This is a genomic window from Terrabacter sp. GCM10028922, from assembly GCF_042666095.1.
In the GTDB taxonomy this organism is placed as follows: domain Bacteria; phylum Actinomycetota; class Actinomycetes; order Actinomycetales; family Dermatophilaceae; genus Terrabacter.
Window position 1 is genome coordinate 141,720 of record NZ_JBHTFG010000023.1, and the last position, 26,599, is coordinate 168,318.

The following is a 26,599-nucleotide window of genomic DNA, read 5'->3' on the forward strand; positions in this document are numbered from 1 at the left end:
AAGACCGGCGTCACTGGGTGACGTGCTCGCGCGCCGACGGTACGGTCTGCTCATGTCGACGGAGCAGCGCAGCCATGTCGTGGCGATCGACCAGGGGACGACGAGCACCCGCGCCATGGTGTTCGACAGGCGGGGCCGGGTCGTCGCCGTCGACCAGCTCGAGCACCGTCAGATCCTCGAGCGCGCCGGCTGGGTCGAGCACGACCCGATGGAGATCTGGCAGAACACCCGCGCCGTCGTCGGCGGGGCCCTCGGCAAGGCCAACCTCAACGCGACCCACGTCGCCGCGGTCGGCATCACCAACCAGCGCGAGACGACCGTCGTCTGGGACCGGACGACCGGCGAGCCCGTCCACAACGCCATCGTGTGGCAGGACACCCGCACCCAGTCGATCTGCGACGAGCTGGCCAGCGATGGCGGCATCGAGCGGTTCAAGGACGTCACCGGGCTGCCACTCGCCACGTACTTCGCCGGACCGAAGGCCCGTTGGATCCTCGACCACGTCGACGGCGCCCGTGAGCGCGCCGAGGCCGGCGAGCTGCTCTTCGGCACCGTCGACTCGTGGCTGCTGTGGAACCTCACCGGCGGTGCCTCCGACGAGGGGGTGCACGTCACCGACGTGACGAACGCGTCGCGCACGATGCTCATGGACCTGCGCACGCTCGACTGGGACGCGTCGATCGCCGAGCAGATGGGCATCCCGCTCGCGATGCTTCCCGAGATCAGGTCGTCCTCCGAGGTCTACGGCACGTGCAAGCCGGGCATCCTCATCGACGTCCCCGTGGCCGGCATCCTCGGCGACCAGCAGGCGGCCACCTTCGGGCAGGCCTGCCTCGACGTCGGCACGGCGAAGAACACCTACGGCACCGGCAACTTCATGCTGCTCAACACGGGCGAGGAGATCGTCGCGTCGAAGAACGGCCTGCTGACGACCGTCTGCTACCAGCTCGGCGACGGCAAGCCGGTCTACGCGCTCGAGGGGTCCATCGCCGTCACGGGCTCGCTCGTGCAGTGGCTCCGCGACAACCTCGGCCTCATCAAGGATGCCAAGGAGGTCGAGGCGCTCGCCGCCACGGTCGACGACAACGGCGGCGCGTACTTCGTCCCGGCCTTCTCGGGGCTCTTCGCGCCCCACTGGCGACCTGACGCGCGAGGGGCTCTCGTCGGCCTGACCCGCTTCGTCAACAAGGGTCACATCGCGCGAGCAGCCTTGGAGGCCACGGCGTTCCAGACGCGCGAGGTGCTGGAGGCGATGAACGCCGACTCCGGCGTGCCGCTCGCCGAGCTCAAGGTCGACGGCGGGATGGTCGTCAACGAGGCGCTCATGCAGTTCCAGGCCGACCTGCTCGGCGTCGACGTCGTGCGCCCGGTCGTGGCCGAGACGACGGCACTCGGCGCCGCGTATGCCGCCGGACTGGCCGTGGGGTACTGGGAGAGCACCGACGAGATCCGGGACAACTGGGGTGAGGACCGTCGCTGGTCACCGCGGCTCGACGAGGGGGAGCGTGAGCGGCTCTACCGGCAGTGGAAGAAGGCCGTGGAGCGCACGCTCGACTGGGTCGACGACGACACGGCTTGACTCTCAGCCTTCCTCGAGGTGCAGGACGACCTTGCGGAGCAGGCTGTTGAGGGTCGCGAGCTCCTTGGCCGTGAGGACCGAGAACGCAGCCTGCTCGCGTGCCATGCCCGCCTCGATCCCCTTCTCCCACAAGGCCCGTCCGCTCGCGGTGGGTCGGATGAGGATGCGTCGCCGGTCGAGCGGGTCGATGTCGCGGGTCACGTGACCCTGCTGGACGAGGCGGTCGAGCCGTGAGGTCATCGCCGCGCGCGTGACGCCGCAGGAGTCGGCGAGCTGCGCCGGGGTCGCCTGCTCGGGATAGGGCTGGATGAGGAGGGCGTGGAGGGTGTGGTAGTCCTCGATCGTGTCATCGGTGCCGGCGTAGCTGGCGTGGCTGTCGGCCTTGAGCCGCTTCGTGATCGCCTGCATGCGGGTGATGGCGCCCTCGACCTCGGGGTCCATGTCCTCGAGCAGGCCGGTCCAGCGCGCGACGTGCCGGTCGACCGAGTCCTGCGGTGCCTTCGCCATGGCGCAAGTGTGGCAGAGCGCACGCGCAACCTCGAAGACCTCTGACTATTCATTGACAGATAGTCAGACATCTAACTAATCTCGACCCATGACGATCAGCCAGCTCCTCAGCGTCCGGGACTTCCGGCTCCTCGTCACCGGTCAGGGGCTGTCCTGGGTCGGCGACGCCTTCAACCCGATCGCGCTCTCCGTCGCTGTCATCCTGACCGGTGGGGGAGCGGGCGAGCTGGGGCTGATCCTCGCGAGCGGCGTCGTCGCCCGACTGCTCTGCACCCTTCTCGGCGGTGTCTGGGCCGACCGCATCACGCCCCACCGGATCATGGTCGCCGCGGATGTCGTGCGGGCCTGCTCGGTCGGCGGCATGGCGGTCGCCTTCGCCGCCGGTGACCCGCCGATCGCGCTCCTCGCGGTCCTCGCCGCCGTCACCTCCGGCGCGGGGGCGTTCTTCTACCCGGCGTTCGTCGCCATCCGGCCGCTCATCGTCCCCGCAGCGGGACTGCAGAGCTCCAACGCCGCAATCAGCTTCCTCCAGTCGTCCGCGCAGGTCGCCGGTCCGGTGCTCGCGGGCGTCCTCGTGGCGCAGTTCGGCTCGGTGCCCGGCTTCGCCGTCAACGCCCTGACCTTTGTCTGGTCGGCGGTGTGTGTCGCCCGGCTCCACGCCCGAGCGGACCACGTCCCGGAGCGGACGGGCCTGCTCGCCGAGGTCCGCGACGGTCTCGGCGAGATCCGCGGCCGTGACTGGCTCTGGACCGGCCTCACGTCGGCCGCGATGTTCCACATCGCCGGGGGCGCCTTCATCGTCCTCGTCGAGGTGACCGCGGTCCGTGACCTGGGCGGCGCCCATGCGCTCGGTCTCATCACCACCGCGCTCGGCGTGGGCGGCATCCTCGGTGGGCTCGTCGGCCTCCACGTCCAGCCTCGCCGCATGCTGCTGTGGGCCTTCCTCGCGCTCGGCCTCTTCCCGCTCTTCCCGTTGTCCTTCGCCGGGCCTGGCGGGGCGATCGGCCTCGTCACCGTCCTCGCGATGGCCGCGGTCGCGCAGGGCGGGCTGCTCTACTTCGACGTCGGCTGGCAGACCGCCCTCCAGCAGGGCGTCCCGCGCGACCGCCTGGCTCGCGTCGTCTCGTGGGACATCCTCATCTCGTTCATCGCCCTGCCGGTCGGCAACGTGCTCGCCGGCCCGCTCAGCGAGCGGTTCGAGACTCAGGACCTCATGGTGGGCATCGCCGCGTGGATGCTCGTGGCCGGCTGCTGGCCGCTCCTCGTCCGCGGCGTCCGGGGCTTCACCCGCGGCGGCGGTGCTCCCTTCGTCGCCGCGGGTGAGGGCAGGAGCGAGACCGCTTCTCAGCCGAGTGCGGCGATCGCGGCGTCGTAGTCGGGCTCCTGTCCGATGAGCGGCACGACCTCGGTGTGGCTCACGGTGCCGTCGGCGTCGATGACGACGACCGCCCGCGCGAGCAGCCCGGCGAAGCCGCCGTTCTCCATCCGCACGCCGTAGTCGATCCCGAAGCTCGAGCGGAACGACGATGCGACGACGACGTTGTCGATGCCCTCGGCCCCGCAGAAGCGCTTGAGCGCGAACGGCAGGTCGGCCGACACGCAGATGACCGTGGCGTTCTCGAGCCCGGCGGCGAGCTCGTTGAAGCGTCGGACGCTCAAGGCGCAGACCCGGGTGTCGACGCTCGGGAAGATGTTGAGGACGACGCGGCTGCCCTTCGGGGGCGTCACGTCGTCGCGCAGGTTCGTGCCGGTCAGCGTGAACACCGGCGCGGTCGTGCCCACCTCCGGGAGGTCGCCGACGGTGTGGACGGGGGTGTCGCCGAGTGCGGTGGTGGCCATGTTCGTTTCTAACACCCCCGCCGTGCGCGACTACGGTCGGGCCGTGCCCGAAGACGGCGCGACGTGCCTGGCGACACACTGCTTCTGCGAGCTGGTCCGCCACGACGGACTCGCCCAGCCGGCCAACGCCTGGTCGTCCCTCGCCGGCCCCCGCGTCGCCGGGGCCGCGGCTGCTGCCGCGTGGCTGCACCTCGGGCTGGGACTGCTCCTCACGGCATACGTCCTCTGGGTGCTCGACCAGTGGAGCATCCTCTGCGATCCCGCCAGCTGGCTCCAGGGGCACGCAGCCTGGCACGTCCTGGGCGCGGCGGCCGGGTGGTGCCTCGCTCGCCACTGAACGGACGGCTCCGCCATCGACCGGGTGGCGGCCGCGTAGGTTGTGGCCATGACCGAGTCGCAGGACACCGGCGCAGGCAGCCGGTTCGCCATCAACGTCGTCGGCCTCGTCGGGATCGTCTTCGGGCTGGTCCCGATCGTGCGCTACCTGCTCGACCTCGGCTACTTCGGCTTCACGACGGCTCCCTACGACTGGCTGCGACTCGAGGGCGCCCTGCGCTTCCTGCCACCCGTCATGGTGCTCGTCGTCTGCATCGCCGTCGCGTACACCCTGGAGAAGCGCCTCGGCCGCGACTGACCCCGGCGGTCGATGACGGTTCAACGACTCGCGCGTGATGTGATGTGGGCATGCCGGTCCGGGCCTCCCTCCTCGCCGTGCTCGTCCTCGGGTCGAGCCTGGCGCTGACGCCCGCGCCGGCAGCTCTGGCGCAGCCGGCCGCGATGAGCGCGGAGCTCCCGGCCGCCGAGGCCACGACCGTGTCGGTCGGCGCCGAGCCCGACGGCAGCACGGTCCGGCTCGACGTGTCGATCTGGCCGCAGAGGTCGGGTCGGCACCCGGTCGTCCTGCTCGCCCACGGCTTCGGTGGGACGAAGCAGTCCGTCGCCGACGAGGCGGCCCGGCTGCAGGAGCGCGGCTACGTCGTCGTCGCGTGGAGCGCCCGGGGCCACGGCCGGTCGGGTGGTCGCATCCACCTCAACGACCCGGCCTACGAGATCGCCGACGCGAGAGCGCTGCTCGACCTCGCGGCGAAGCGCGGTGACGTCGAGCTCGACGCCCCGGGCGATCCCCGCTCCGGTGTGATGGGCGCGTCCTACGGAGGCGCCCTCGGTCTCATGCTCGCCGGCGTCGACAAGCGCGTCGACGGCGTGGTCTCGGCGATCACGTGGAACGACCTCGCCGACGCCTTCTTCCCGCAGGCCGCGGTCACCAGGACCGCGACGACGGCGGCCGGCCGCCACCCGATCGACGTCGCCGGTCCGTTCAAGCAGGTCTGGGCGACCAACTTCTTCCTCTCGGCGCTCCGCGGCGTCGCCGGTGAGGAGGACGGCGCGGGAGCGGCCGCGGCCGACCGCTGCGGGCGCTTCGACCCCACCATCTGCCGCCTGTTCGTCCAGTCGTCCGAGACCGGCAAGGCGTCACCCCAGCTCACCGCGCTGCTGCGCGCCCACAGCCCCAGAAACACGATGAGCGCCGTGCGCGCCCCGACGTTCCTCGTCCAGGGCGTCGCCGACTCGCTCTTCGGGCTCGACCAGTCGGACGCCACCGCGTCAGCCCTCGCCGCCACGGACACGCCGTATGCCGTCCGGTGGAGCGACGGCGGCCACGACGCCGCGAGCACGCACCAGGCCGAGGAGGTGGAGGCGTCCTACGCCTGGCTCGACCACTACGTCCGCGACAAGGCGCCGCGCGAGTCCGCCCTCCCGACAGCCGCTTTCACGTACGGCACCCCAGCCGGCCGCCCAGGTCAGCCGACAGCGCTGCACAACCTGCCGGCATACCCCGGGCTCTCCGGAGCGCCTGTCGAGACGCGCGACCTGCCCCTGACGACGACCGAGGGTGGCCTCGTCCACCCTCCCGGCGGCCAGCCCGCCTCGCTCATCGCCGTGCCCGGTCTCGCGGCCCTCGGGATCAGCCTGTCGACGTACCAGATCGCGGCGCTGCCCGGTCAGTCCACGGCACTCGACTCGGAGCCCATCGCCGAGGCGGCCACCGTCGTCGGCTCGCCCACGATGCGCTTGACGGTCACCTCCGACACGTCCGACGTGACGCTCTTCGCCTCGGTCTGGCGGGTCACGGGTGGCGCGGTGACCCTGACCAACCCGCTGGTCGCACCCGTGCGCCTCACGGTGACGCCGGGCCGGCCCACGCCCGTCACGATCTCGCTGCCGGCCGCGACCTACGAGATGCCCGCCGGCACGCGGTGGCGGGTGCTCCTGACGAGCACCGAGTCGACGTACTCCAACTCTCGTGAGCCGAGCCGCATCCGCATCCAGGACGCGTCCTCGCTCACGCTGCCCGTCGCGTCCGGCACCGAGGTCGGCGGCGTCGCCGTCGGTGGCGTCGACACCGAGACGCTCATCGCGTCCTCGCTCCTCGGCCTCCTGCTCGTCGTCGCCCTCGTCGGCTGGCTCGTGCGCCGCCGGCGCCGGCGGCACCTGCCGTCGCGGCCAGACCTCGCGGACGTCCCTCTCGTGGTCGAGGGCCTCGTCAAGACGTACTCCGACGGGCACCGAGCCGTCGACGACGTGACGTGGCGTGCCGAGAAGGGACAGGTCGTGGGCCTGCTCGGGCCCAACGGCGCAGGCAAGACGACGACGATGCGCATGGTCATGGGCCTCATCTCGTCCGATGCCGGCAGCGTCCACGTGCTCGGCGAGCCGGTCACAGCCGGCGCCCGCGTGCTCGCCCGCGTCGGGGCGCTCATCGAAGGTCCCGGCTTCCTGCCCCACCTCACCGGCCGCCAGAACCTCGAGGCGTACTGGGCGGCGACGGGCCGGGCGCCCGAGGAGGCACACGTCGAGGAGGCCCTCGACGTCGCCGCGCTCGGCGGTGCCGTCGACCGCCCCGTGAAGTCCTACAGCCACGGCATGCGCCAGCGTCTCGGCATCGCGCAGGCCATGCTCGGCCTGCCCGAGCTGCTCGTCCTCGACGAGCCGACCAACGGGCTCGACCCGCCGCAGATCGCGGCGATGCGCCCGATCCTTCGGCGCTACGCCGAGACCGGTCGTACCGTCGTCGTGTCGAGCCACATGCTCGCGGAGGTCGAGATGACCTGCACCCACGTGGTCGTCATGCACGCGGGTCGCGTCATCACCCAGGGCCTGGTCGCCGACCTCGTCGACAGCGACGACACGACGATCCTCGACCTGGCCGAGCACGTGGACCACGACGTCGTCAACGCGGCTGTCCACGCCCTCGAAGCGACCCGGGGCGTCAGCGAGGTACGGGTCGACACGCCCATGCGCCTCGTCGTCGTCGCCGAGCGAGGCCGGGCCGAGGTCGTCGCGGCTGCCGTCGAGGCAGGCCTACCCGTCGTCGGCGTCAGCAGCAGGCGGCACCTCGAGGAGGTCTTCCTCGGGGTCATCTCGTCCGCCTCCGCCCCGGTCCTCAACGGTGAGCCCGGCGACGAGGGAGCCTCCCTCGTCGAGCGACTGAGGCAGGTGAGGGCGCGATGACCGACAGGACGCAAGCACTCCCCGCGACTCCCAACCACGAGCTCACCCAGGTGCGTGACCCGCTCTCGTGGCGCGCCGAGCTGGGCCGGCAGTGGGGGAGGCGGCGTACGGCCTGGGCCTTCGGCCTGCTGCTCGCGCTGCCGCTCGTGCTCGTCGCGTCGTTCGCCTTCGGGGAACGGTCCACCAGCAGCCGCGGCGGCACGACCACCCGCATCTTCGACCTCGCCCAGAGCGGTGCGGCGAACTTCAGCCTCGTCCTCGTCTTCCTCGCGTCCGAGCTCCTGCTCGTGCTCCTCGCCGCGCTGTTCTGCGGCGACGCGGTGCCGTCGGAGGCGTCCTGGGCGTCGCTGCGCTACCTGCTCATCGCGCCCGTCCAGCGCGCGCGCCTGCTGACGAGCAAGCTCGCCATCGGCGTGGCCTCGACCCTGATCGCGACCGTCCTGCTCCCCGCCTGGGGCCTGCTCGTCGGCGGCCTCGCCTACGGCTGGGACCCGCTGACCAACCCCATCGGCGAGAACCTCACGTGGGGCCAGTTCCTGCCGCGTCTCGCGCTCGCCATGGGCTACATCTTCGTCACGCTGCTGCCGATCGCGGGCATCGCCTTCTGGCTCGGCACGCGCTCGGACGCCCCGCTCGCCGCCGTTGGGGGCGCGGTGCTCTTCAACATCCTGCTCAACATCCTCGACCAGCTGGACGCGCTCGACCCGTACCGGAACGCCTTCCCCGGCCACTACTCGCGGGCCTGGATGGACGCACTCGCCGTGTCGCCCGACTACACCGACATGCTGCACGGCGCGCTGTGGGCGCTCGTCTGGGCCGTGGCGTTCACGATGCTCGCGTACCGCCGCTTCCGCCGCTCCGACATCCTCAGCTGACCGCGGTCTTGTCAACCGGAATGGTCGAGGTTGCATCCCTGCCCTTTGGTGTACGACCGCCGACTCTTCAGCGGGCTCGCTCCTCGGCCGAGGCGATCAGGTCCGCGAAGGAGGGGTCGAAGTCCGAAGCGTCGAGGATCTTGCGGACCTCCACCTCGCTGTCGCGCAAGGGCGAGCGCTTCACCCACTCGACGGCCTCCTCGATGGAGCTGACCTGCCAGATCCCGTAGCCGGCGACCACTTCCTTCGTCTCGGCGAACGGGCCGTCGGTCACGGTGGCCTCGCCGTCGCCGTCGAAGGCGACGCGCTTGCCCTTGCTGGACGGCTGGAGTCCGTCGCCGGCCAGCACGATGCCCGCCTCGATGAGTTCCTCGTTGAACTGGTTCATCGCCGCGAACTCCTCGGGGCTACCGAACTCGCCTGCCTCGGACCGCGCCGTCGCCTTGCCCAGAATCATGACCTTCATCGCTGCGCTCCTTCGTGTCGCCCGGGATCGGTGCCGTCGACCGATACACCCTGACTCACCCTGACGTCGAACGGGACGGGCCGGATTCGACAGCTCGCGGCAACTTTTCTCGGACCAGGTCGGCCGCCCGGGCCGCGCTGTCAACCTCCGCGCCTAGAGTGGGTGCCCGTGGAGCCGGAACCCCCAGAGAGGGAACCACATGAAGCTGTACATCTGTTGGAGTACCAACGGAAGCGCTCATCACGACTGCCACAAGGCACACGCGGCTCTGGTCGACGCCGGCTACAGCCCTGAGATATCGAAGGCCAGAGGACAGGAACATCTGCCGAAGTTCCTGCAGTTCAAGGTCCGCCGCGAAGTTCATGCCTTGACCGGCTCCTTCTTCGTCCCCGTCCTGGTGCTCGATGACGGCACCACCATCAACGAGCCAGACCGAATCGTGGCCTGGGCGCAAGCCCATCCCGCCACGTAGGTCGCTGCCTCTCGACGCGCTCGCCACGGCCGCCAACGGGGCCGAGTTCCGCGCGCTCCTGTCGCCCCTCGGCGCGCGATCCGCCACCCGGATCCGAGCTGACGAGCTGCGCCGGCTTGCCGTGCCGACTCTCATGGTCTGGGGCTACCGCGACCCGGTCGTGCCGGTCCGCGAGGCGCGAGCCGCCGCCGAGCTGATCGCGAACGCCCGCCTCGAGGTGCTGCCCGGAGGGCACGTCCCGCAGCTCGGGAACCCGGCCCGGGTGGCAGAGCTGCTGACGGGCTTCGCTCGTCAGGGGTTTCCGGCGTGAACGGGGCGATACGGCGTACGGTCGGAGCGGAGGTGGTGGCGCGATGACCGCGACGACAGACCAGATCAGCCCTCCCGGCCGGCTTGCCGGGCCGGACGAGGGAATCACCCTCGACGAGCTGCGGCTCGCGAGCCGCAACCACGCGATGCCCGCCGAGGCGATGCGCGCGGACGTGACGCCACCGGGCCTGCACTACGTCCTCGTGCACTACGACATCCCGCACGTCGACGCCGACACGTGGAGCCTCGACATCGGCGGCGACGTCGAGCGGCCCCTCGTGCTCGACCTCAAGGCCCTGCGAGACATGGCGGCCCGCACTGTACGGGTGACACTGGAGTGTGCCGGAAACGGACGGGCGGCCCTGAGCCCCAGACCGATCAGCCAGCCGTGGCTCGCCGGTGCCGTGGGCACGGCCGACTGGACCGGCATACCGCTGAGGCAGCTGCTGGAGGACGCGGGTCCGGCAGGGGGCGCTCACTCGGTCGTCTTCACGGCACTCGACCACGGCATCGAGCGCGGCATCGAGCAGGACTACGAGCGTGGGCTCACGCTCGAGCAGGCCATGGCAGACGACGTGCTCGTCGCGTTCGAGATGAACGGCGCGCCACTCCCTCCCCAGCACGGCCACCCCGTTCGGCTCGTCGTGCCCGGCTGGTACGGCATGGCGCACGTCAAGTGGCTCAGCCGCATCACGGTCATCGACCACGAGTACGACGGCTACCAGAACGCCGTGGCCTACAGGACGAGGGCCCGGCCCGACGAGCCGGGCGAAGCGGTCACCCGGATCCACCCGCGGGCGCTGCTCGTGCCGCCGGGCTTCCCCGACTTCATGACGCGCGAGCGAGCGCTCAGGCCAGGGGTCGTCGAGCTCGAAGGGCGTGCGTGGTCGGGATGGGCTCCGGTCGAGCAGGTCGACGTGAGCACGGACGACGGTACGACGTGGCAGCCCGCGGAGCTGTCCACGAGCGAGCACCGTTGGGCCTGGCGGCGATTCGCCTGCCGGTGGACCGCGAGTCCGGGTCGGTACGTCCTTCGGGTGCGCGCCACCGACGGGTCGGGTCGTCAGCAGCCGGCGGACCAGCAGTGGAATCTCGGCGGCTTCGCCAACAACGGCGACCAGCCGGTCATCGTCCACGTCCTGGAGGCGTGATGGCCGGACGCAGGTCGGCAGCAGGCTCGCGTTCGTCGCGCAGTTCCTCGTGCACGGGGGCCGCGATGCGCCGCGCCATGACGAACGACCTCGCCCGGATCAGGAGTCTTCTGGAGTCGCGGTGACCTGCGAGCCCGACACGGGCGGCTCGGCCGACCACGGGAAGACGATCCACCTGTCGGTCTCACGCCACACGTAGTCGGGCGTGACCCCCGACCGCGGCTTGCTGTAGAGCACGGCACTGCGGGACTCCGCGCCGTGCTCCTGGAGGAGCGCCAGCACGAGGGCGAGCGTGCGGCCCGAGTCCGCGACGTCGTCGACGACGAGGATCTGGCGGCCCCTGATGCTGTCGAGGTCGAGGTGCGGCGCGAGGAGCACCGGGTCGGGCAGCGTCTCCTCGACGTCGGTGTAGAACTCGACGTTGATCGCGTCGGTGAGCTTCACGCCCAACGCGTACGAGAGGCCGCCACCGGGGATGAGCCCGCCACGGGCGACCGCGACCAGGACGTCGGGGCGGAAGCTCGAGTCGGCCACGAGGGTCGCCAGCTCACGAACGGCGACGCCGAACCCCTCCCACGTCAGCACCTCCTTGTCCGCGAGCGTCGAGGCATCTGCGTGGTAGGCGATCGTCATGGGAAGAGGCTAGCCACCGGGGTGAACGGCCGGTAGACGCGACGGGGTCGCTGCCCGACCCGTGGTCTGGACCCTTGACCGGCACGGCGCGCACTGACAGAGTCGAAGCGCTTCGAATCGAAGCGCTTCGACAACTCTTCAGGAGGACAGCGTGGTCCATCCCTCACGATCGGTCAGACGGAGGCAGACCCGGCGCACGGCGGCCCTCGCGGCCGCGGTCGTCGTCGCAGCGACCGGGGCGCTGGTCGCACCGCACGCCGCCACCGGTGCGGTCGTCGCCGCAGCGGACCTTCCCTTCCGCGACCCCAGGCTCCCGATCGGGGAGCGGGTCAAGGACCTGATGGCCCGGCTCACGCTCGACGAGCGCATCGGGCTGCTCCACCAGTACCAGCAGCCCGTGCCCCGGCTCGGGATCGGCATCTTCAAGGCGGGCACGGAGGCGCTCCACGGCCTCGCCTGGTCGAACAACCACCGCGACAACGGCAACGTCGTGACCGCGACCGCCACCCAGTTCCCGCAGGCGCTCGGCCTCGCCAGCACCTGGGACCGGGGGCTGGTCGAGCAGATCGGGTCCGCCATCGGTGACGAGGCCCGCGGCATGCACGCGAAGGACCCCGAGGTGTGGGGCCTCAACCTGTGGGCGCCGGTCGTCAACCTGCTGCGCGACCCGCGGTGGGGCCGCAACGAGGAGGGCTACTCCGAGGACGCCACGCTCACCGGTGCCATCGCGACGGCCTACGGCTCGGGGATCCAGGGTGACGACCCGACGTACCTCAAGGCCGCGCCGACCCTCAAGCACTTCATCGGCTACAACAACGAGGCGCAGCGCGACACCTCGTCGTCGAACCTGCCGCCACGAGTGCTGAAGGAGTACGAGCTCAAGGCGTTCGAGGCACCCCTCAAGGCCGGGGCTGCGACGGGCGTGATGGCCTCCTACAACCTCGTGAACGGCCGCCCGGCCACGGTGGACCCCCTGGTCGGCGAGCTCCGGTCGGTCTCGAAGACGCCGCTCTTCAACGTCAGTGACGCCTTCGCGCCGGGCAACCTCGTCGGGTCCCAGAAGTACTTCAGCACTCAGGCCGAGGCCGACGCCGCGATGTTCCGGGCGGGTCTCGACGCCTACGTGGGGGACAACACCGACCCGACCTCGATGACCACGGCGGTCAAGGCGGCGCTGGCCAAGGGGCTCATGACCGAGGCCGACGTCGATGCGGCGGCGTCGCACGCGCTCACCCTCCGTTTCCGGCTCGGCGAGTTCGACCCGGACGGTGGACCGTACGGGGCCCTCGGGACCTCCGAGGTCAACGCACCGGAGCACCAGCGGCTGGCTCGGCGGGCTGCGGCCGAGGCGATGGTGCTGCTGAAGAACTCCAAGGACGCGCTGCCCCTCGACGCCGCCCGGGAGAAGAAGGTCGCGGTGATCGGCCAGCTCGCCGACACGGTCTACAGCGACTGGTACGGCGGCAACGCGCCCTACACGGTGACCCCGGCCGACGGCATCGCCAAGCGGCTGGGCACATCCGGCTCTGTCAGCAGCATCGAAGGTGTCGACCGGATCGCACTGCGCGACAAAGCAACCGGAAAGTACGTGACCTCGCGCGGCACCACCGACACCGACACGGTCGCGGCGTCGGCCGACACCGCCGGACCAGCCGCACAGTTCGACGTCTTCGACTGGGGCGAGGACGTCGTCACGCTGCGCAACGTCGCGACGGGCAACGTCGTAGGCAGCAACTGGTCCGCCTTCGTCACCAAGGACAAGCAGCCGAACGGGTGGTTCGTGCAGCAGCAGTTCGCCATCGAGAACCAGCCCGACGGGTCCGTCGTCCTGCGCTACGCGGGCTACGAGACGGGTGAGAGCTGGTACGGCGGCGGCACGTACGTCCGCGTCGGGGATGACGGCATCCTCCGTGCCGACGTGAAGTCCGCGGCGGAGGCCAGCCACTTCACGCGGGAGACGCTGCGCAGCGGTGTGGCGGAGGCGGCCGCCGCGGCTGCGAGCAGCGACGCCGCCGTCCTCGTGGTCGGGAGCATGCCGTTCATCAACGGTCGCGAGGCCCGTGACCGCACGAGCATGGAGCTGCCCGCAGCCCAGCGGCGCCTCGTCGAGGCGGTGCTCGCCGCCAACCCCAACACAGTGCTCGTGCTCGAGACCTCCTACCCCGAGACGATCGACTGGGCGCAGCAGACCGTTCCCGCGATCGTGTGGACGACGCACGCCGGCCAGGAGACGGGTAACGCCCTCGCCGACGTCCTCTTCGGCGACGTCAACCCCTCCGGGCACCTGACGCAGACGTGGTACCGCGCGGGCACATCGCTGCCGAGCATCTACGACTACGACATCATCAAGAGCAAGCGCACGTACCAGTACTACGCGGGCACGCCGCTCTACCCCTTCGGGCACGGCCTGAGCTACACCGACTTCGCGTACGGCCCGGTCACGGCCACACCCGGGTCGGTGGCACCCGACGGCACGGTCGCCGTCCGGGTCACCGTGCGCAACACCGGCACCCGCGCCGGTGAGGACGTCGTGCAGCTCTACGACCACCAGCGAACCTCTCGCACCCCCCAGCCGGACCGGCGTCTGCTCGGTTTCGCCAAGGTCCGCCTCGCCGCCGGCGAGTCCCGGCAGGTGGCGATCACGGTCAAGGCCGCCGACCTCGCGGTCTGGGACGTGACGCGCGGGCGCTGGGTCGTCGAGCGCTCGGTGCACGACCTCTTCGTCGGCCGGTCCGCCGAGGACATCCGCGCCACGGCGTCGCTGGACGTGCGGGGCGAGGTCGTGCCTCCGCGAGACCTCAGCACGCCGACCAGGGCCGTGAACTTCGACGACTACTCCGGCATCAGCCTCGTCGACGAGTCCAAGACCTCCGGCACGTCGGTCGCCTCTCCCGAGGCCGGGGGCTGGGCCGTCTACCGCGACGCCCGGCTCGGCGCGCGGGCGGTGACGTTCACGGCGCAGGCGGCGCTCGATGGACCCGCCGCCGCGACCGTCGAGCTGCGCGTCGGCTCCCCGACCGGTGCCGTCGTCGGACGGGCCACCGTGGCACCGACCGGCAGCGTCTACTCGTACCGGCCCGTCACCGCCTCGGTCACCGCGCCCGCGGGCAACGGAGACCTCTACCTCGTCCTCGGCAAGGGGGTGCGGATCTCCTCCTTCACGCTCCGGTAGCACCAGCTCGACGGACCGACGCGAACGGCCCCGCCCACCAGCAGGTGGGCGGGGCCGTTCGTCGTCGGGGCTGCGGTCTCTCAGTCGCGCTCAGTACGCGCTCGCGAGACCGCCTCGTGGTAGGCGAGGAGGCCGGCATACCACCGGCCGGAGTCCTTGACGGTCCGGGCCTGGGTGTCGTAGTCGACGTGCACGATGCCGAAGCGCCGCTCGTAGCCGTACGCCCACTCGAAGTTGTCGAGCAGCGACCAGACGAGATAGCCGCGCACGTCGGCACCGGCGTCGATCGCGTCGGCGACCGCCCCAAGGTGTCGTCGGACGTATGCCGTCCGGTCGGCGTCCCGCACGCGCCCGTCCGCGTCGACCCGGTCGGCGAACGCCGCCCCGTTCTCGGTGATGAGCAGGGGCAGGCCGGGGTAGCGCGTGGCCAGGCCGGTGAGCAGCTCGGTCAGCCCGGCCGGGTCGATGTTCCAGCCCATGGCGGTGTGCGGTGGTGCCGTCGCGGGGAACTCGACGTCGTCCGCTCCCACCCACGGGCTCGCGCCGTCACCGTGGCCGTCGGCCGTCTCCTTCGGGCCGGTGCCGACGTGCTGGCGGACGAGGCAGCTCGCGTAGTAGTTCACGCCGAGGGCGGTCAGTGGCACGGCGATCTGCTCGAGGTCGCGGTCGTGGACGAACCCGAAGTCGCTGACGCCCGCGACGTCGTCGAGGAGGTCGTCGGGGTAGCGGCCCTCGAGCATCGGCCCGAGGAAGGCCCGGTTCGCCAGGGCGTCGACCTTGCGCACCGCCTCGAGGTCGCCGGGGCTGGACGGGTCGACCGGGCGCGGCACGTGGAAGTTGAGGGCAGCGCCCACCCCGACGTCGTCACCCGCCACGGACCGCAACGCCCGCGCGCCGAGGCCGTGCGCGAGGTTGAGGTGGTGCACGGCGGCGAGGGCTGAGGCGGGTTCGGTCCGTCCGGGTGCGTGCACGCCCGCGGCGTAGCCGAGGTACGCCGAGCACCACGGCTCGTTGAGCGTCAGCCAGAGCGGGATCCGGTCGCCGAGGCGCTCGGCGACCAGGCCGGCGTACTCGGCGAAGCGGTAGGCCGTGTCGCGCACCGGCCACCCGCCGGCATCCTCGAGGGCCTGCGGCAGGTCCCAGTGGTACAGCGTCGGGATCGGCTGTATCCCCTTCTCCAGCAAGGTGTCCACGAGCCGCGAGTAGTAGTCGAGCCCCTTCTCGTTGGCGGGGCCACGTCCGGTCGGCTGGACCCGCGGCCACGCGATCGAGAAGCGGTAGGCGCCCAGGCCGAGGCCGGCCATGAGCTCGACGTCCTCCCTCCAGCGGTGGAAGTGGTCGACGGCCACGTCGCCGGTGTCGCCCCCCAGCGTGCGACCCGGCGTGTGGCTGAACGTGTCCCAGATGGAGGCGCCGCGCCCGTCAGCGTCGACGCCTCCCTCGATCTGGTAGGCCGCCGTCGCGGCGCCCCAGCGGAAGCCCGGTGGGAACCGCTGGGCGAGGGAGGCCGTCGCGGACGGGGCACGGGTCTGCGTCGTCATGACGCAGACCCCGTGCCGAGGGCGATCTCGACGACGTCGTCCGTCGCCTCGACGAGGAGGCCGCCGACGGCATACGGCAGGTGGTCGGGGTGCGGGATCGCCCGGCCCCCGACCACGGTCGCCCCGCTGCCGGCGCCAACGACGAGAACCCGGAACGAGCCCGGGAGGTCGGGGCCGAGGGCCCGTCGCACCGTGACGACCTCGCTGCCGCGCTCCACGGTGAACAGGGTGTCGGCGTCGCCCGCGAAGCCAGGGACGGTCACCTCACGGATGCCGTCCGCGAGCTCGACGAGGGCCAGCGTGACGCCGTCTGCCCACGCGTACTCCGGTGAGTCGGTGCAGGCGCCGAGCGGCAGCACCGTGTCGGGACGGACCAGCAACGGCACCGAGTCGAAGCCGTGCTGCTCGCGCACCCACGCGGGACCGGTGACGGTGCGCCCGTCGAGCAGGCCCGTCCAGCGTCCGGCGGGCACGTAGTAGTCGACGGAGCCGTCGTGCGAGAGCACGGGGGCGACGAGGAGCGAGTCGCCGAGGGTGTACTGGCGGTCGAGGTGAGCCACGGCGGGGTCGTCCGGGAACTCGAGCAGCAGGGCCCGCATGACCCCGACGCCGTCGGTCGTCACCTCCCGCGCGACCCTCGTGAGGTACGGCATGAGGGCGAGCTTGAGCCGGGTGAAGCGACGCGTCACCTCGACCGCCTCGTCGTCGAAGGCCCACGGAACGCGGTAGGAGTCCGACCCGTGCAGCCGGCTGTGGCTCGAGAGCAGCCCGAAGGCGAGCCACCGCTTGAACACCGCGGGGTCCGGCGTGCCCTCGAAGCCGCCGATGTCGTGGGACCAGTAGCCGAACCCGGAGTAGGCGAGCGAGAGCCCGCCACGCAGCGACTCAGCCATCGACGGGAACGTCGAGTCACAGTCACCACCCCAGTGGACGGGGAACTGCTGGCCGCCCGCCGTGGCCGAGCGGGCGAAGAGCACTGCCTCCCCCTCGCCCTTGGTGCGCCGGAGCAGGTCGAAGACCGCGCGGTTGTAGAGCTGCGTGTAGTAGTTGTGCATCCGCTCCGGGTCGGAGCCGTCGTGCCAGACCACCTCGGTCGGGATCCGCTCGCCGAAGTCGGTCTTGAACGCGTCGACGCCGATGTCGAGCAGCTTGTGCAGCTCACCGGTGAACCAGTCGACGGCGGCTGGGTTCGTCAGGTCGACGAGCCCCATCCCGGCCTGCCACTTGTCCCACTGCCACACGCTCCCGTCCGCCCGGCGGACGAGGTAGCCCTTCTCCATCCCCTCGGCGAACAGGTGCGACCGCTGTGCGATGTAGGGGTTGATCCACACGCACACCCTCAGGCCCTTGGCCTTGAGCCGCCGGAGCATCCCCGCCGGGTCGGGGAACGTGGCGGGGTCCCACACGAAGTCACACCAGTGGAACTCGCGCATCCAGAAGCAGTCGAAGTGGAAGACCGACAGGGGCAGGCCGCGCTCGGCCATGCCGTCGACGAAGGACATGACCGTCGCCTCGTCGTAGCTCGTCGTGAACGACGTCGAGAGCCACAGGCCGTACGACCAGGCCGGCACCTGCGGCGCGCGACCGGTGAGCGCCGTGTACCTCGCGAGGATCTCCTTCGGCGAGGGCCCGTGGATGACGTAGTACTCGAGCTCCTCTCCGGCGACGGAGAACTGGGTCGCCGACACCGCCTCGGACCCGACCTCGAACGACACCTCCTCGGGATGCCGCACGAAGACGCCGTAGCCGGCGTTCGTGAGGTAGAACGGCACGTTCTTGTAGGCCTGCTCGCTGCTCGTGCCGCCGTCGGCGTTCCAGATGTCGACGGTCTGCCCGTTCTTGACGAGGGGACCGAAGCGCTCGCCGAGCCCGTAGACGAGGTCGCCGACGCCGAGGGCCAGCTGGTCGACGGCGAAGACGTCGTCGTCCTCGAAGAGCGCGACGCCGGTGCCGCGCGGCATCGACCCGGTGAGGCGGCGCCCGTCGGCGAGGAAGCTCACCGCATACCCCGGCCCCTTCGCGACGTGCACGCGCAGGCCCCCGGCCGTGAGGGTCCCGCCGTCGTCGTCGACGGTCACGGACACCGGTGCGTCGGCCGCACCGTCGACCGCGAACTGCGGGTGCCTCGGTCCCGCTCCGAGGTGCCGGGCCAGCCGTACCCGGATGACGTCGGGCATGGGGGAGCTGAACTCGACCGTGAGCAGCGGGCGGTTGAGCGTGTCGCCGCGCGTGTGGATCCGGGCCGTGGGGGCGTATGCCGTCAACGTCCTGCCGTCGTCGCCGACCTCGAGGTCGCGGACCTCGGCCGGCCGCAGCAGCGTGACGCCGTGGCGGGACTGCCAGTAGCCGTCAGTGAACTTCATGGGAGCTCCGTGCTCGCTTTCGTCGTGCGGGGCGCGTCTCTTCTGCGCTCACGTCGGCGCTCACTTCTCGGCGCCGGCCATGATGCCGCGCGTCAGGGTGCGCTGGAAGATGAGGAAGAAGATGACGCAGGGGATGAGGGAGATGAGAGCGCCGGCGTTCGTCGTCGGGGCGTCCATGATGCGGTCGCCCTGCAGCGTCGCGAGCGCGACGGGCACGGTCTGGGTCTTGTTGGAGATGAGCATGACCAGGGGGATGAAGAACTCGTTCCACGTCCAGATGAAGAAGAAGATGACGAGCACCGTGAGCGTCGGGCGCGTGATCGGGAAGACGACGCGCCAGAGGGTCTGCCACCGGCTCGCGCCGTCCAGGGCGGCGGCCTCGAGCACCGACCGCGGGAAGGTGCCCAGGACCGAGGCGAGCAGGTAGGTGCCGAACGCGCTCTGGATGACGGTGAAGATGATGATCACCGACAGCTGGGTGTTGTAGAGGCCGACCTGCTTGGCGAAGAAGTAGAGCGGGTAGACCAGGGCCTCCTGCGGCAGCATGTTGGCGAGCAGGAAGAGCCCGACGATCCACAGTCGTCCCCTCACCCGGCCGATGCCGAGCGCGAAGGCGTTGAGCAGCGACACGACGGTGGCCGCGACCGCCACGGCGCTCGAGATGATGATCGAGTTCAGCAGCTTCTGGGGGTAGTTCACCTGCTCCCAGTACGTCGTCAGGCCCTTCGTGTAGATCTCCGTCGGCAGGCTGAGCGGGCCGTTGCTGCTGTAGTCGGAGGGCGACTTGAACGCGTTGAGCAGCATGAGCAGGAACGGCGCGATGACGGCGAGCGCGCACAGGGTGATGAGGACGAGGACGACCCAGCGGCCCGGCCCCCGGCGCAGCCGGCTGGTGAACCGGGGAGCCGCAGAGGACGGCCCGTCGGTGCCGTCGGTCCCGGGTGCCCCGGCCCCTGGGACCTGGGGGGTGGTGGCGGTGGTCATGATGGCGCTCATCGCTCATCCCTTCGCTCAGCCCGAGCCTGCAGGGCCATGAAGACCGCCGCGACGACCACGATGATCAGCGTGAGCACCGTGGCGATGGCGGCTCCGTAGCCGACGTCGAGCTTCTTGAAGAACGTGTTGTAGGCGAAGTAGGAGGGCACGTTCGTGCTGTTCTCCGGCCCGCCGCGGGTCAGTGCGAAGATCGGCGCGAAGACCTTGAGCGCGGCGATCGTGCAGGTCAGCGTGACGACGTAGGTCTCCGGGCGGATCTGGGGGATCGTGATGGCCCGCAGCCGGTCCCACCACCCGGCGCCGTCGAGCTCGGCGGCCTCGTAGAGCTCGGGATCGACGCGACCTAGCGCGGCCATGAAGATGACGACCGGGTAGCCGATCTGCACCCACACGAGCACGAGCATGACCGCCGGCAGGGCGAAGCCCGGGTCGCCGAGCCAGTCCTGGGCCAGGGAGCCGAGGCCGACCGCCTCGAGGAGGCCGTTGACGGCCCCGTCCGGTCGCAGCACCCACCCCCACACGATGCCGGCGACGACGACGGGCAGGATCTGCGGGAGGTAGAAGGTCGCGCGCAGCACCGACACGACGCCGGCTCCGAAGCGGCGGCCCAGGTAGTCGAACAGGACGGCGGCCAGCACGAGGCCGATGACCGTCGGTACGACGACCATGGCGACGATCATCGCCAGCGAGTTGCGGAACGACATCCAGAACACGTCGTCGGCGAAAAGCCTTGCGTACTGGTGGAACCCGGCGAAACGGGGCTTTCCGACACCCGACCAGCGGGTCAGCGAGAGGTAGATGTTGTAGAAGAAGGGGATCCCGATGACGGCCGTGAAGAGGACCGCCCCCGGGATGAAGTACGTCCAGTAGGACGCCTGCCGGCGGCGCCTTCTGAGGAGCCGGCCGGTCCGGTCCGACGCGTCGTCGGTTCGGCTGAGTGTGGCGCTCGACATGTTTCCTCCGTTCGGGGTGGGGCGGCAGTCCGCCCCACCCCGGTTGACGGCATCCGGGCTACTTGGCCTGGATCTCCTTGATGCCGTCCACGTACGGCTTGGCCAGTGCGTCGAGCACGGCGCTCGGCTGCGCAGACTGGTTGATGAGCCCCTGCAGCTTCGCCACGAGCACGTCGTAGTAGCCGGGGACCGGCCAGTCGGGGTAGAACGCGAGGCCGTCCTGGTCGAGCAGCGTGGCGAAGTCCTCGGTCATCTTCCGCGTGCGCTCGTCGGTGATCTTGGCGGGGTCTCCGGCGACGGGCAGGCCGCCCTTCTCGCCGAGGAGGTCCTGGACCTCCGGGCGGAGGGTGATGTCGATGAAGTCGTAGGCCAGTGACTTCGCCTTGGAGTTCTCGGGCACGACCCAGAGGTTGCCCGAGGAGCCGGCATCGAGCTTGTTGCCGGGGAAGAGCATGGTGCCCCAGTCGAAGCCCTTGATCTCGTCGGCGAACCGGCCGAACCACCAGCTGCCCGACACGATCATCGGTGTCTTGCCGGCGATGAAGGCCGTGCCCATGTCCTCGGCCTTGGCGCTCGCCGTGTTCTTGGCGATGTAGCCCTTCTTGACCCAGGCGTCGAAGGTGTCGGCGCCGTACTTCAGCGGGTCGGCGTGGAAGTCGACGGCTCCCTTGTAGAGCTGGTAGCTGTCGACGAAGGCGCGGTCGGCCTTGGAGAGGGCCAGCTGGTAGTAGAGCTGACCTGCGGGGTACTCGGCGCCCGACATCCCGAGGCCGGCAGTCCCCTTGGCCTTGAAGGCTGCCAGGGCCGACTCGAGCTCGGCGAAGGTCGTCGGCAGCTTGACGCCGTTCTTCGTGAAGAGGTCCTTGTTGTAGTAGACCATCACGTACTCGCCGTAGTTCGGGACGCCGTACCAGACGTTGCCGCCCATGACGCCCTTCTCGTCGTACTTGGCCGTCGTCTGCAGGCTGGGGCTCAGCTTCTTGTCCCAGCCGCGCTTCTGGGCCTCGGACGTCAGGTCGGTGAGCAGCCCCTGTGAGGCGAGCAGGCCGGCGGTGGCGTTGCCCTTGTTGTACTCCATGATGTCGGGACCCTCTTCGGAGTTGAGGATCATGCCGGCGTTCTGCTGGATCTGCTCGAACGCCTTGCGTTCGAACTCGACCTTCACACCGGGGTGCTCCTTCTTGAAGATCTCGATGGCCTTGTCCCAGGCCACGCCCATCGCGCCGTTCGCGCTCTCGTAGTGCCACAGGCGCAGGGTCGTGGCCGCGGTGTCGTCGGTGGCACCTGCCCCCGGTGACTCGCCGCCGCTGCAGGCACCGAGGGTCAGGGCCGCTGCGGCCGCAGCCGCCAGGGCTGCCCGGTGAAAGGAAAACCTCATTGTCGCTCCTTGGTCAGGTACAGTGTCGAAGCGCTTCGACTGTCCCATCGACGACGGAGTCGCGTCAATAGTTTCGCGGGAATACAAATTGTTTCGGTGTGGGCCGCCGGGGCCGTGGACGACGAGGAGGGAGGTGGCCGTGCGCGAGCAGTCCCTCGCCTATGGTGATCGCATGCCCACCATCGCGGACGTCGCCCGGGAGGCCGGCGTGGCACCCAGCACCGTCTCCTACGTGCTGAGCGGCAAGCGCGCGATCTCGGCCGAGACGCGGGCCCGCGTCGAGGCTGGCATCGCCCGTCTCGGCTACCGGCCGAACGCCGGGGCGCGGGCCCTCGCCAGCGCGAGCACGAAGATCGTGGCGCTCGTTGCACCGCTGCGCACCGACATCAACGTTCCCGTGATCATGCAGTTCGTCGCAGCCATCGCCCTGGAGTGCCGGGCCGGCGACTACGACGTGCTGCTCGTGATCAAGGACGAGGGCCCCGAGGTGCTCGACCGGATCGTCCAGGGCTCCATGGCCGATGCGCTCATCGTCATGGACGTCGAGGCCCACGAGCCCCGGCTCGAGAGCCTGCGCGGCTCCGGCTTCCCCGTCGTGCTCATCGGGGTGCCCGAGACGCCCGGAGACTTCAGCTGCGTCGACCTCGACTTCGCCGCGGCTGCCAGGGTGTGCGTCGAGCGGCTCGCGGAGCTCGGGCACCGCGACATCGCCCTGCTCGGTCCCACCCCCGCGGTCTACGAGCGGGGGACGAGCTACGCCCTGCGTTTCCGGGACGGGTTCGAGGCCGGCGCCGCGGAGGCGGGGGTGCGTGCCTCGGTCCACGCCCTCAGCCCGGGGCACCGCGAGGTCGAGGCCCAGGTCGACGCGCTGCTGCGTGACGAGCCCGAGGTCACCGGCCTCGTGGTGCACAACGAGGCGGCGCTGCCGGCCCTGCTCACGGCACTGAGGTCGCGCGGACGCGACGTCCCGGAGCGCATGTCGATCGTCGCCCTGTGCCCGGACGACATCGCCGAGGCGCAGTCGGTGCCCCTCGACGCGGTGTCGATCCCCGCAGCGGACGTGGGCCGTCGCGCGGTCGAGCTGGCCATGGGCCAGCTGGCCGGTCAGGTCGGCGACCAGGAGCTCCTCCCGCCGCACCTGCAGGTCCGCGGCAGTGCCGCGAAGCCCCACCGCGCCGAGGCACCCGGTGGGGGAGACTGACGCGGTGACCACCGTGCCCCGATCGCTCCAGCCGTCACGACGCTCGCAGGTGCCGCCCTTCCAGGTCATGGACGTGCTCGACCGGGTGGCCGTGCTGCGGGCCGACGGGCGCGACGTCGTGTCCCTCTGCGCCGGCGAGCCCTCGGGCGGTGCCCCGAGCCTCGTGTCGGAGGCGGCCGCGCGCATCCACGCGTCGGGCCGCGCGCTGACGTACACGTCGGCTCTCGGCATCCGCGAGCTGCGCGCCGAGCTCGCCGCGCACTACCGCCGCTGGTACGGCCTCGACGTCGACCCGGCGCGCGTCGCGATCACGACCGGTTCCTCCGGCGGTTTCGTCCTCGCCTTCCTCGCCGCCTTCGAGGCCGGCGACCGGGTCGCGCTGGCCAGACCCGGCTACCCCGCCTACCGCAACATCCTCTCGTCGCTCGGCTGCGAGGTCGTCGAGATCGACTGCGGTCCCGACACCCGCTACCAGCCGACCCCGGCCCTGCTCGACGCCGCCCAGGCCGACGGACCGCTCGCCGGCCTCATCGTCGCCTCGCCCGCCAACCCGACGGGCACCATGGTCGACCGCGCCGAGCTCGCCGCCATCACCGGCTGGTGCGCCGACCACGGCGTGCGCCTCGTCAGTGACGAGATCTACCACGGCGTGACCTATCCCGATCCCGGGGCGGCCGACCCGCGCGGCGTCTGCGCCTGGGAGCACGACGACACGTCGGTCGTCATCTCGTCCTTCAGCAAGTACTGGGGGATGACCGGCTGGCGCCTCGGCTGGATGCTCCTGCCGGAGGACCTCGTCCGCACCGTCGACGCGCTCGCCGGCAACGTCGCGCTGTGCCCACCGGCCCCCGCGCAGTATGCCGCCGTGTCGGCCTTCGCCGAGGAGTCCTACCGCGAGTGCGACGAAGCCGTTGCAGAGTTCGCATGCACTCGAGAACTATTACTGGACAATGCCGCCCGGCTCGGCTGGGGCCAATCGGCGCCACCGGACGGCGCGTTCTACTACTGGGCCGACCTCGGGCCGCAGCTCGAGCGCTGGGGGAGCTCGGCGGCATACGCGAGCACTCTGCTCGAGCAGACGGGTGTGGCGATCACGCCGGGCGGGGACTTCGACGACCGCGCCGGGGGGCGCTCGGTTCGGCTCAGCTTCGCGGCGGGCAGCACGGCCGTCGGCGAGGCGATCGAGCGGGTCGTCGCCTTCCACGACCGCTGAACGACTACGGTCCCCGGTATGGGGTGGTTCACCGATCTCGTGACCGTCGTCCGTCAGCGGCTCGGGGACCGCACGGAGCCGGTGCCGGCCGGCCAACCGGCATCGATCGAGGAGCTGCTCGAGCGGATGCGGGCCGTCGGGGACACGCTGCCCGACGGCGACGGCGTGCGCGCCTTCCACGAGATGTACGTCCGCGTCACCGAGCTCGTGCGCGACAGGGTCGTCGAGGGGCACTTCAGTGACCCGCGGTTCATGATCCGGCTCGACGTCGTCTTCGCGGGCCTCTATCTCGAGGCGGTCGCCGCACCGCGGCCGGCGCACGCCTGGTCGCCAGTGCTCGACTCCCGCCGCACGCCCGGGATCCTGTCGATCCAGTTCGCGCTCGCCGGCATGAACGCCCACATCAACCACGACCTGCCCGTCGCCCTCGTGCGGGCCTGCCGCCAGCTCGGCACGGACCTCGACGCACCCGGGGTCGAGGCCGACTACCGGCGCATCACCGGCATCCTCGAGTCGGTCCAGGAGCAGGTGCGGCGGTCGTTCTTCGACGGCGTCCACCTCGAGCTCGACCGCTGGGCAGCCCCCGTGTCGAACCTCGTCGCCTCGTGGAGCATCGGCCGGGCGCGCGAGGCCGCGTGGACGAACGCCCGCGTCCTCTGGGAGCTCGACGGGGTCGAGCCACTGCGTACGGAGTTCCTCGACCGGCTCGACCGCAGTGTCGGGCTCGGGGGCCGCTTCCTCCTCACCCCGGTCGGGGTGGCTCAGGGTTGAGCGCGGGTCGAGCCCGGGTCCAGTGGGGGACGAACCCCATGGCCCGGCCCTTCCGGGTCGGCGAGCGTGGAGGCATGCTCGAGAGCCTCACCGACCAGCTGCTCGCCCTCGCCGGATCCCCCTGGGCCCTCGTGCTCCTCGCGGCGTTCTGCATGTTCGACGCCCTGCTGCCGCCGGTCCCCAGCGAGACCGTCGTCATCGGGCTGGCCACCGTCGGGGCCGCCGGGCACGGTGCGAACCCGTGGCTCGTGCTCGCCGTGGCCGCCGCCGCGGCCTGGCTCGGCGACCGGCTCGTCTTCGAGCTCGGCCGGCGCATGCCCGCGGCGCGTCTGGCCGCGCGCCACCCCCGGACGGGTCGGGCCGTCGAACGGGCGGGGCTCCTGCTTCGCGAACGCGGCGCGCCCTTCATCGTGTCGGCGCGCTACGTGCCCACCGGCAGGGCTGCGGTCAACCTGGCCGCCGGCGTCACGGGCTACCCTCATCTGCGCTTCGCCGGCCTGTCCGCGGTCGCGGTGACCCTCTGGGCCCTCTGGTCGGTGGGCCTGGGCGTCGGCGTCGGGTCCGCGCTCGCCGACCAGCCGCTGCTCGCGATGGCCGTCGGAGTCGTCGGGGGCATCGTCATCGGCCTGCTCATCGAGGTCGTCCTGCGGAGCGTCCGCGGTCGCATGCGGGCCCAGCCATGTGCCGTCCCGGACGTGCCGCCGCCCGGCTCAGCGACGCTGGAGTCCTCCGGGGTCTCTGAGCGAACCCCGCGTCGCTGAGCGAAACGACCTTTCGTCACGATTCGACCGCTTCGTGACGTATCACCGGCCGTCGGCTCGGCTCTGAGGGGCCGTGACCCACACCGTGGTCGCGCTGATGTCTCCCACGGGGAGTCCACGAAAGGAACTGTGATGGCAGAGACCAAGACCACCGCGGGGCAGGCCGCCAAGCGCCGCTCGACAGGTGGCACCGCCGCTGGACGTGACGTCGCGAACGACGCGAACGGCGCGGCGCAGGATGGCGCGGCGCTCGCGACCCGGACGACCGAGGCGATCGCCGAGCGCGCGCTCGGCGGCGAGCGGCCCGCGGCGCCGACGACGAACTTCACGTCGGAGCTGAACAACATCGACTTCCGCAAGATGATCGGCGGCCCGCTCCAGGCGGCCGTCGACGCGCAGGTCGCGTCGTCGCTCGCGACCATCGACTTCATCAACAAGGTCGGCTTCTCGGGTGAGGGCGACGGCCGCGAGCTCGTCATGGTCGACTTCACGCACAAGCGCAAGGACGTCGACTCCTCCGGCGCCGAGGTCACCAAGGACGTGGCGCTGCGGGTCCCGCTCCTCGCGATGCTGCCGATCCCGTCGCTGCGGATCGAGCAGGTCGTCGTCGACTTCAACGTCAAGCTCAACTCGGTCGAGAGCTCGAGCACCAGTGACGCCCTCGGCGTCGACGCCGAGGTCAAGGGCGGCTGGGGGCCGGTGAGCTTCAAGGTGTCCGCGTCCTACCAGCGCAAGACGGCAACCAACGTCGAGGTGAAGAAGGAGTACGCCCTCAACGTCAACGTCAAGGCGGTGCAGGACGAGATGCCCCCGGGCCTCGAGAAGGTCCTCGGGATGCTCTCGGCCTGACCACGGCCGGCGAGGCAACGACGACCAGACAACGACGACGAGACAACGTCAAGACGA

24 protein-coding genes are annotated in these 26,599 nt (G+C 70.9%); 15 read left to right on the forward strand and 9 right to left on the reverse strand.

The window, feature by feature from the left end:
* The first annotated feature begins 52 nt into the window (after positions 1-52).
* The gene (glpK, locus tag ACFQU3_RS17505; protein WP_385912071.1) at positions 53-1,579 is read left to right on the forward strand and encodes a glycerol kinase GlpK; all 1,527 of its coding nucleotides are present in this window, start codon (positions 53-55) and stop codon (positions 1,577-1,579) included.
* Positions 1,580-1,582: 3 nt separating this feature from the next.
* Here glpK and ACFQU3_RS17510 read toward each other — a convergent pair whose 3' ends face one another.
* Positions 1,583-2,086: a MarR family winged helix-turn-helix transcriptional regulator gene (locus tag ACFQU3_RS17510; RefSeq protein ID WP_385912073.1), complete on the reverse strand. Its 504-nt coding sequence runs from the start codon at positions 2,084-2,086 to the stop codon at positions 1,583-1,585.
* Between the two features lie 88 nt (positions 2,087-2,174).
* Between ACFQU3_RS17510 and ACFQU3_RS17515 the strand changes: the two genes are divergently transcribed.
* On the forward strand, positions 2,175-3,461 hold the full coding sequence (locus ACFQU3_RS17515; protein WP_385912075.1) for an MFS transporter: 1,287 nt from the start codon (positions 2,175-2,177) through the stop codon (positions 3,459-3,461).
* Here ACFQU3_RS17515 and tpx read toward each other — a convergent pair.
* Entirely contained in the window at positions 3,431-3,925 is a 495-nt protein-coding gene (gene tpx, locus ACFQU3_RS17520) for a thiol peroxidase (protein ID WP_385912077.1), read from the reverse strand. The two genes, ACFQU3_RS17515 and tpx, sit on opposite strands and share 31 nt — an antisense overlap.
* On the opposite strand from tpx, the gene ACFQU3_RS17525 reads away from it, so the two are divergent.
* The 4 genes from ACFQU3_RS17525 to ACFQU3_RS17540 are packed head-to-tail and all read left to right on the forward strand — an operon-like array spanning position 3,924 to position 8,313.
* The gene (locus ACFQU3_RS17525) at positions 3,924-4,262 is read left to right on the forward strand and encodes a hypothetical protein (protein WP_385912079.1); all 339 of its coding nucleotides are present in this window, start codon (positions 3,924-3,926) and stop codon (positions 4,260-4,262) included. The genes tpx and ACFQU3_RS17525 overlap by 2 nt on opposite strands.
* Before the next feature lie 48 nt (positions 4,263-4,310).
* Entirely contained in the window at positions 4,311-4,559 is a 249-nt protein-coding gene (locus tag ACFQU3_RS17530) for a hypothetical protein (RefSeq protein WP_385912081.1), read from the forward strand.
* Between the two features lie 50 nt (positions 4,560-4,609).
* Positions 4,610-7,438: an alpha/beta fold hydrolase gene (locus ACFQU3_RS17535; protein WP_385912082.1), complete on the forward strand. Its 2,829-nt coding sequence runs from the start codon at positions 4,610-4,612 to the stop codon at positions 7,436-7,438.
* Positions 7,435-8,313, forward strand: a complete 879-nt coding sequence (locus ACFQU3_RS17540) for an ABC transporter permease subunit (RefSeq protein ID WP_385912084.1) — start codon at positions 7,435-7,437, stop codon at positions 8,311-8,313. The genes ACFQU3_RS17535 and ACFQU3_RS17540 overlap by 4 nt, the downstream gene beginning before the upstream one ends.
* Before the next feature lie 67 nt (positions 8,314-8,380).
* Here the strand turns inward: ACFQU3_RS17540 and ACFQU3_RS17545 are convergent, their stop codons facing one another.
* A complete protein-coding gene (locus tag ACFQU3_RS17545) occupies positions 8,381-8,779 on the reverse strand; it encodes a YciI family protein (protein ID WP_385912086.1) in 399 nt (132 codons plus the stop codon).
* Between the two features lie 199 nt (positions 8,780-8,978).
* On the opposite strand from ACFQU3_RS17545, the gene ACFQU3_RS17550 reads away from it, so the two are divergent.
* From ACFQU3_RS17550 to ACFQU3_RS17560, 3 genes are read left to right on the forward strand one after another with little or no spacing between them, the layout of a single operon-like run.
* Positions 8,979-9,251, forward strand: a complete 273-nt coding sequence (locus tag ACFQU3_RS17550; protein WP_385912088.1) for a hypothetical protein — start codon at positions 8,979-8,981, stop codon at positions 9,249-9,251.
* Positions 9,184-9,561, forward strand: a complete 378-nt coding sequence (locus tag ACFQU3_RS17555; RefSeq protein ID WP_385912090.1) for an alpha/beta fold hydrolase — start codon at positions 9,184-9,186, stop codon at positions 9,559-9,561. The genes ACFQU3_RS17550 and ACFQU3_RS17555 overlap by 68 nt, the downstream gene beginning before the upstream one ends.
* Positions 9,562-9,604: 43 nt before the next feature.
* Complete coding sequence (locus ACFQU3_RS17560) at positions 9,605-10,711, forward strand: sulfite oxidase (protein ID WP_385912092.1); 1,107 nt, start codon at positions 9,605-9,607, stop codon at positions 10,709-10,711.
* A gap of 99 nt (positions 10,712-10,810) precedes the next feature.
* On the opposite strand, the gene ACFQU3_RS17565 is transcribed toward ACFQU3_RS17560, so the two are convergent.
* Entirely contained in the window at positions 10,811-11,344 is a 534-nt protein-coding gene (locus tag ACFQU3_RS17565; RefSeq protein ID WP_385912094.1) for a phosphoribosyltransferase, read from the reverse strand.
* 151 nt (positions 11,345-11,495) lie between these two features.
* Here ACFQU3_RS17565 and ACFQU3_RS17570 point away from each other — a divergent pair, with 151 nt between their 5' ends.
* On the forward strand, positions 11,496-14,516 hold the full coding sequence (locus ACFQU3_RS17570; RefSeq protein WP_385912096.1) for a glycoside hydrolase family 3 C-terminal domain-containing protein: 3,021 nt from the start codon (positions 11,496-11,498) through the stop codon (positions 14,514-14,516).
* An 80-nt stretch (positions 14,517-14,596) separates the two neighbouring features.
* Here the strand turns inward: ACFQU3_RS17570 and ACFQU3_RS17575 are convergent, their stop codons facing one another.
* Genes ACFQU3_RS17575 through ACFQU3_RS17595 form a run of 5 tightly spaced genes read right to left on the reverse strand, consistent with a single transcriptional unit; the run spans position 14,597 to position 21,747 of the window.
* Positions 14,597-16,057, reverse strand: a complete 1,461-nt coding sequence (locus ACFQU3_RS17575) for a GH1 family beta-glucosidase (protein WP_385912098.1) — start codon at positions 16,055-16,057, stop codon at positions 14,597-14,599.
* Positions 16,054-18,420 (reverse strand): alpha-xylosidase, encoded by a 2,367-nt coding sequence (yicI, locus tag ACFQU3_RS17580; protein ID WP_385912100.1) that lies wholly within the window; start codon positions 18,418-18,420, stop codon positions 16,054-16,056. Before yicI ends, ACFQU3_RS17575 begins: the two co-directional genes overlap by 4 nt.
* Positions 18,421-18,480: 60 nt before the next feature.
* The gene (locus tag ACFQU3_RS17585; protein ID WP_385912102.1) at positions 18,481-19,404 is read right to left on the reverse strand and encodes a carbohydrate ABC transporter permease; all 924 of its coding nucleotides are present in this window, start codon (positions 19,402-19,404) and stop codon (positions 18,481-18,483) included.
* Positions 19,405-19,412: 8 nt separating this feature from the next.
* Positions 19,413-20,369, reverse strand: coding sequence for a carbohydrate ABC transporter permease (locus ACFQU3_RS17590; RefSeq protein ID WP_385912104.1), 957 nt, complete (start codon positions 20,367-20,369; stop codon positions 19,413-19,415).
* Between the two features lie 58 nt (positions 20,370-20,427).
* Positions 20,428-21,747: an ABC transporter substrate-binding protein gene (locus ACFQU3_RS17595; protein WP_385912106.1), complete on the reverse strand. Its 1,320-nt coding sequence runs from the start codon at positions 21,745-21,747 to the stop codon at positions 20,428-20,430.
* A gap of 172 nt (positions 21,748-21,919) precedes the next feature.
* Here ACFQU3_RS17595 and ACFQU3_RS17600 point away from each other — a divergent pair, with 172 nt between their 5' ends.
* From ACFQU3_RS17600 to ACFQU3_RS17620, 5 genes are all read left to right on the forward strand, one after another.
* Positions 21,920-22,948 (forward strand): LacI family DNA-binding transcriptional regulator, encoded by a 1,029-nt coding sequence (locus ACFQU3_RS17600; RefSeq protein WP_385912108.1) that lies wholly within the window; start codon positions 21,920-21,922, stop codon positions 22,946-22,948.
* A 67-nt stretch (positions 22,949-23,015) separates the two neighbouring features.
* Entirely contained in the window at positions 23,016-24,161 is a 1,146-nt protein-coding gene (locus ACFQU3_RS17605; protein ID WP_385912731.1) for a pyridoxal phosphate-dependent aminotransferase, read from the forward strand.
* Between the two features lie 18 nt (positions 24,162-24,179).
* Positions 24,180-24,932 (forward strand): DUF5995 family protein, encoded by a 753-nt coding sequence (locus ACFQU3_RS17610; RefSeq protein ID WP_385912110.1) that lies wholly within the window; start codon positions 24,180-24,182, stop codon positions 24,930-24,932.
* A gap of 74 nt (positions 24,933-25,006) precedes the next feature.
* Positions 25,007-25,693 carry a DedA family protein gene (locus ACFQU3_RS17615; RefSeq protein WP_385912112.1) on the forward strand — a complete coding sequence of 229 codons (687 nt, stop codon included), beginning with the start codon at positions 25,007-25,009 and terminating at the stop codon, positions 25,691-25,693.
* Positions 25,694-25,825: 132 nt separating this feature from the next.
* Positions 25,826-26,542, forward strand: a complete 717-nt coding sequence (locus ACFQU3_RS17620) for a DUF2589 domain-containing protein (RefSeq protein WP_385912114.1) — start codon at positions 25,826-25,828, stop codon at positions 26,540-26,542.
* Positions 26,543-26,599 lie beyond the last annotated feature (57 nt).

Excerpts from the sequence above, each read along its gene's own strand:
- ACFQU3_RS17515 (WP_385912075.1), top strand. The coding sequence starts at position 2,175 with ATGACGATCAGCCAGCTCCTCAGCGTCCGGGACTTCCGGCTCCTCGTC.
- ACFQU3_RS17560 (WP_385912092.1), top strand. The coding sequence starts at position 9,605 with ATGACCGCGACGACAGACCAGATCAGCCCTCCCGGCCGGCTTGCCGGG.
- ACFQU3_RS17550 (WP_385912088.1), top strand. The coding sequence starts at position 8,979 with ATGAAGCTGTACATCTGTTGGAGTACCAACGGAAGCGCTCATCACGAC.
- ACFQU3_RS17590 (WP_385912104.1), bottom strand. The coding sequence starts at position 20,369 with ATGTCGAGCGCCACACTCAGCCGAACCGACGACGCGTCGGACCGGACC.
- tpx (WP_385912077.1), bottom strand. The coding sequence starts at position 3,925 with ATGGCCACCACCGCACTCGGCGACACCCCCGTCCACACCGTCGGCGAC.
- ACFQU3_RS17615 (WP_385912112.1), top strand. The coding sequence starts at position 25,007 with ATGCTCGAGAGCCTCACCGACCAGCTGCTCGCCCTCGCCGGATCCCCC.
- ACFQU3_RS17530 (WP_385912081.1), top strand. The coding sequence starts at position 4,311 with ATGACCGAGTCGCAGGACACCGGCGCAGGCAGCCGGTTCGCCATCAAC.
- ACFQU3_RS17610 (WP_385912110.1), top strand. The coding sequence starts at position 24,180 with ATGGGGTGGTTCACCGATCTCGTGACCGTCGTCCGTCAGCGGCTCGGG.
- glpK (WP_385912071.1), top strand. The coding sequence starts at position 53 with ATGTCGACGGAGCAGCGCAGCCATGTCGTGGCGATCGACCAGGGGACG.
- ACFQU3_RS17575 (WP_385912098.1), bottom strand. The coding sequence starts at position 16,057 with ATGACGACGCAGACCCGTGCCCCGTCCGCGACGGCCTCCCTCGCCCAG.
- yicI (WP_385912100.1), bottom strand. The coding sequence starts at position 18,420 with ATGAAGTTCACTGACGGCTACTGGCAGTCCCGCCACGGCGTCACGCTG.
- ACFQU3_RS17510 (WP_385912073.1), bottom strand. The coding sequence starts at position 2,086 with ATGGCGAAGGCACCGCAGGACTCGGTCGACCGGCACGTCGCGCGCTGG.
- ACFQU3_RS17585 (WP_385912102.1), bottom strand. The coding sequence starts at position 19,404 with ATGACCACCGCCACCACCCCCCAGGTCCCAGGGGCCGGGGCACCCGGG.
- ACFQU3_RS17540 (WP_385912084.1), top strand. The coding sequence starts at position 7,435 with ATGACCGACAGGACGCAAGCACTCCCCGCGACTCCCAACCACGAGCTC.
- ACFQU3_RS17565 (WP_385912094.1), bottom strand. The coding sequence starts at position 11,344 with ATGACGATCGCCTACCACGCAGATGCCTCGACGCTCGCGGACAAGGAG.
- ACFQU3_RS17525 (WP_385912079.1), top strand. The coding sequence starts at position 3,924 with ATGTTCGTTTCTAACACCCCCGCCGTGCGCGACTACGGTCGGGCCGTG.
- ACFQU3_RS17605 (WP_385912731.1), top strand. The coding sequence starts at position 23,016 with ATGGACGTGCTCGACCGGGTGGCCGTGCTGCGGGCCGACGGGCGCGAC.
- ACFQU3_RS17595 (WP_385912106.1), bottom strand. The coding sequence starts at position 21,747 with ATGAGGTTTTCCTTTCACCGGGCAGCCCTGGCGGCTGCGGCCGCAGCG.
- ACFQU3_RS17535 (WP_385912082.1), top strand. The coding sequence starts at position 4,610 with ATGCCGGTCCGGGCCTCCCTCCTCGCCGTGCTCGTCCTCGGGTCGAGC.
- ACFQU3_RS17545 (WP_385912086.1), bottom strand. The coding sequence starts at position 8,779 with ATGAAGGTCATGATTCTGGGCAAGGCGACGGCGCGGTCCGAGGCAGGC.
- ACFQU3_RS17600 (WP_385912108.1), top strand. The coding sequence starts at position 21,920 with ATGCCCACCATCGCGGACGTCGCCCGGGAGGCCGGCGTGGCACCCAGC.
- ACFQU3_RS17620 (WP_385912114.1), top strand. The coding sequence starts at position 25,826 with ATGGCAGAGACCAAGACCACCGCGGGGCAGGCCGCCAAGCGCCGCTCG.
- ACFQU3_RS17555 (WP_385912090.1), top strand. The coding sequence starts at position 9,184 with ATGACGGCACCACCATCAACGAGCCAGACCGAATCGTGGCCTGGGCGC.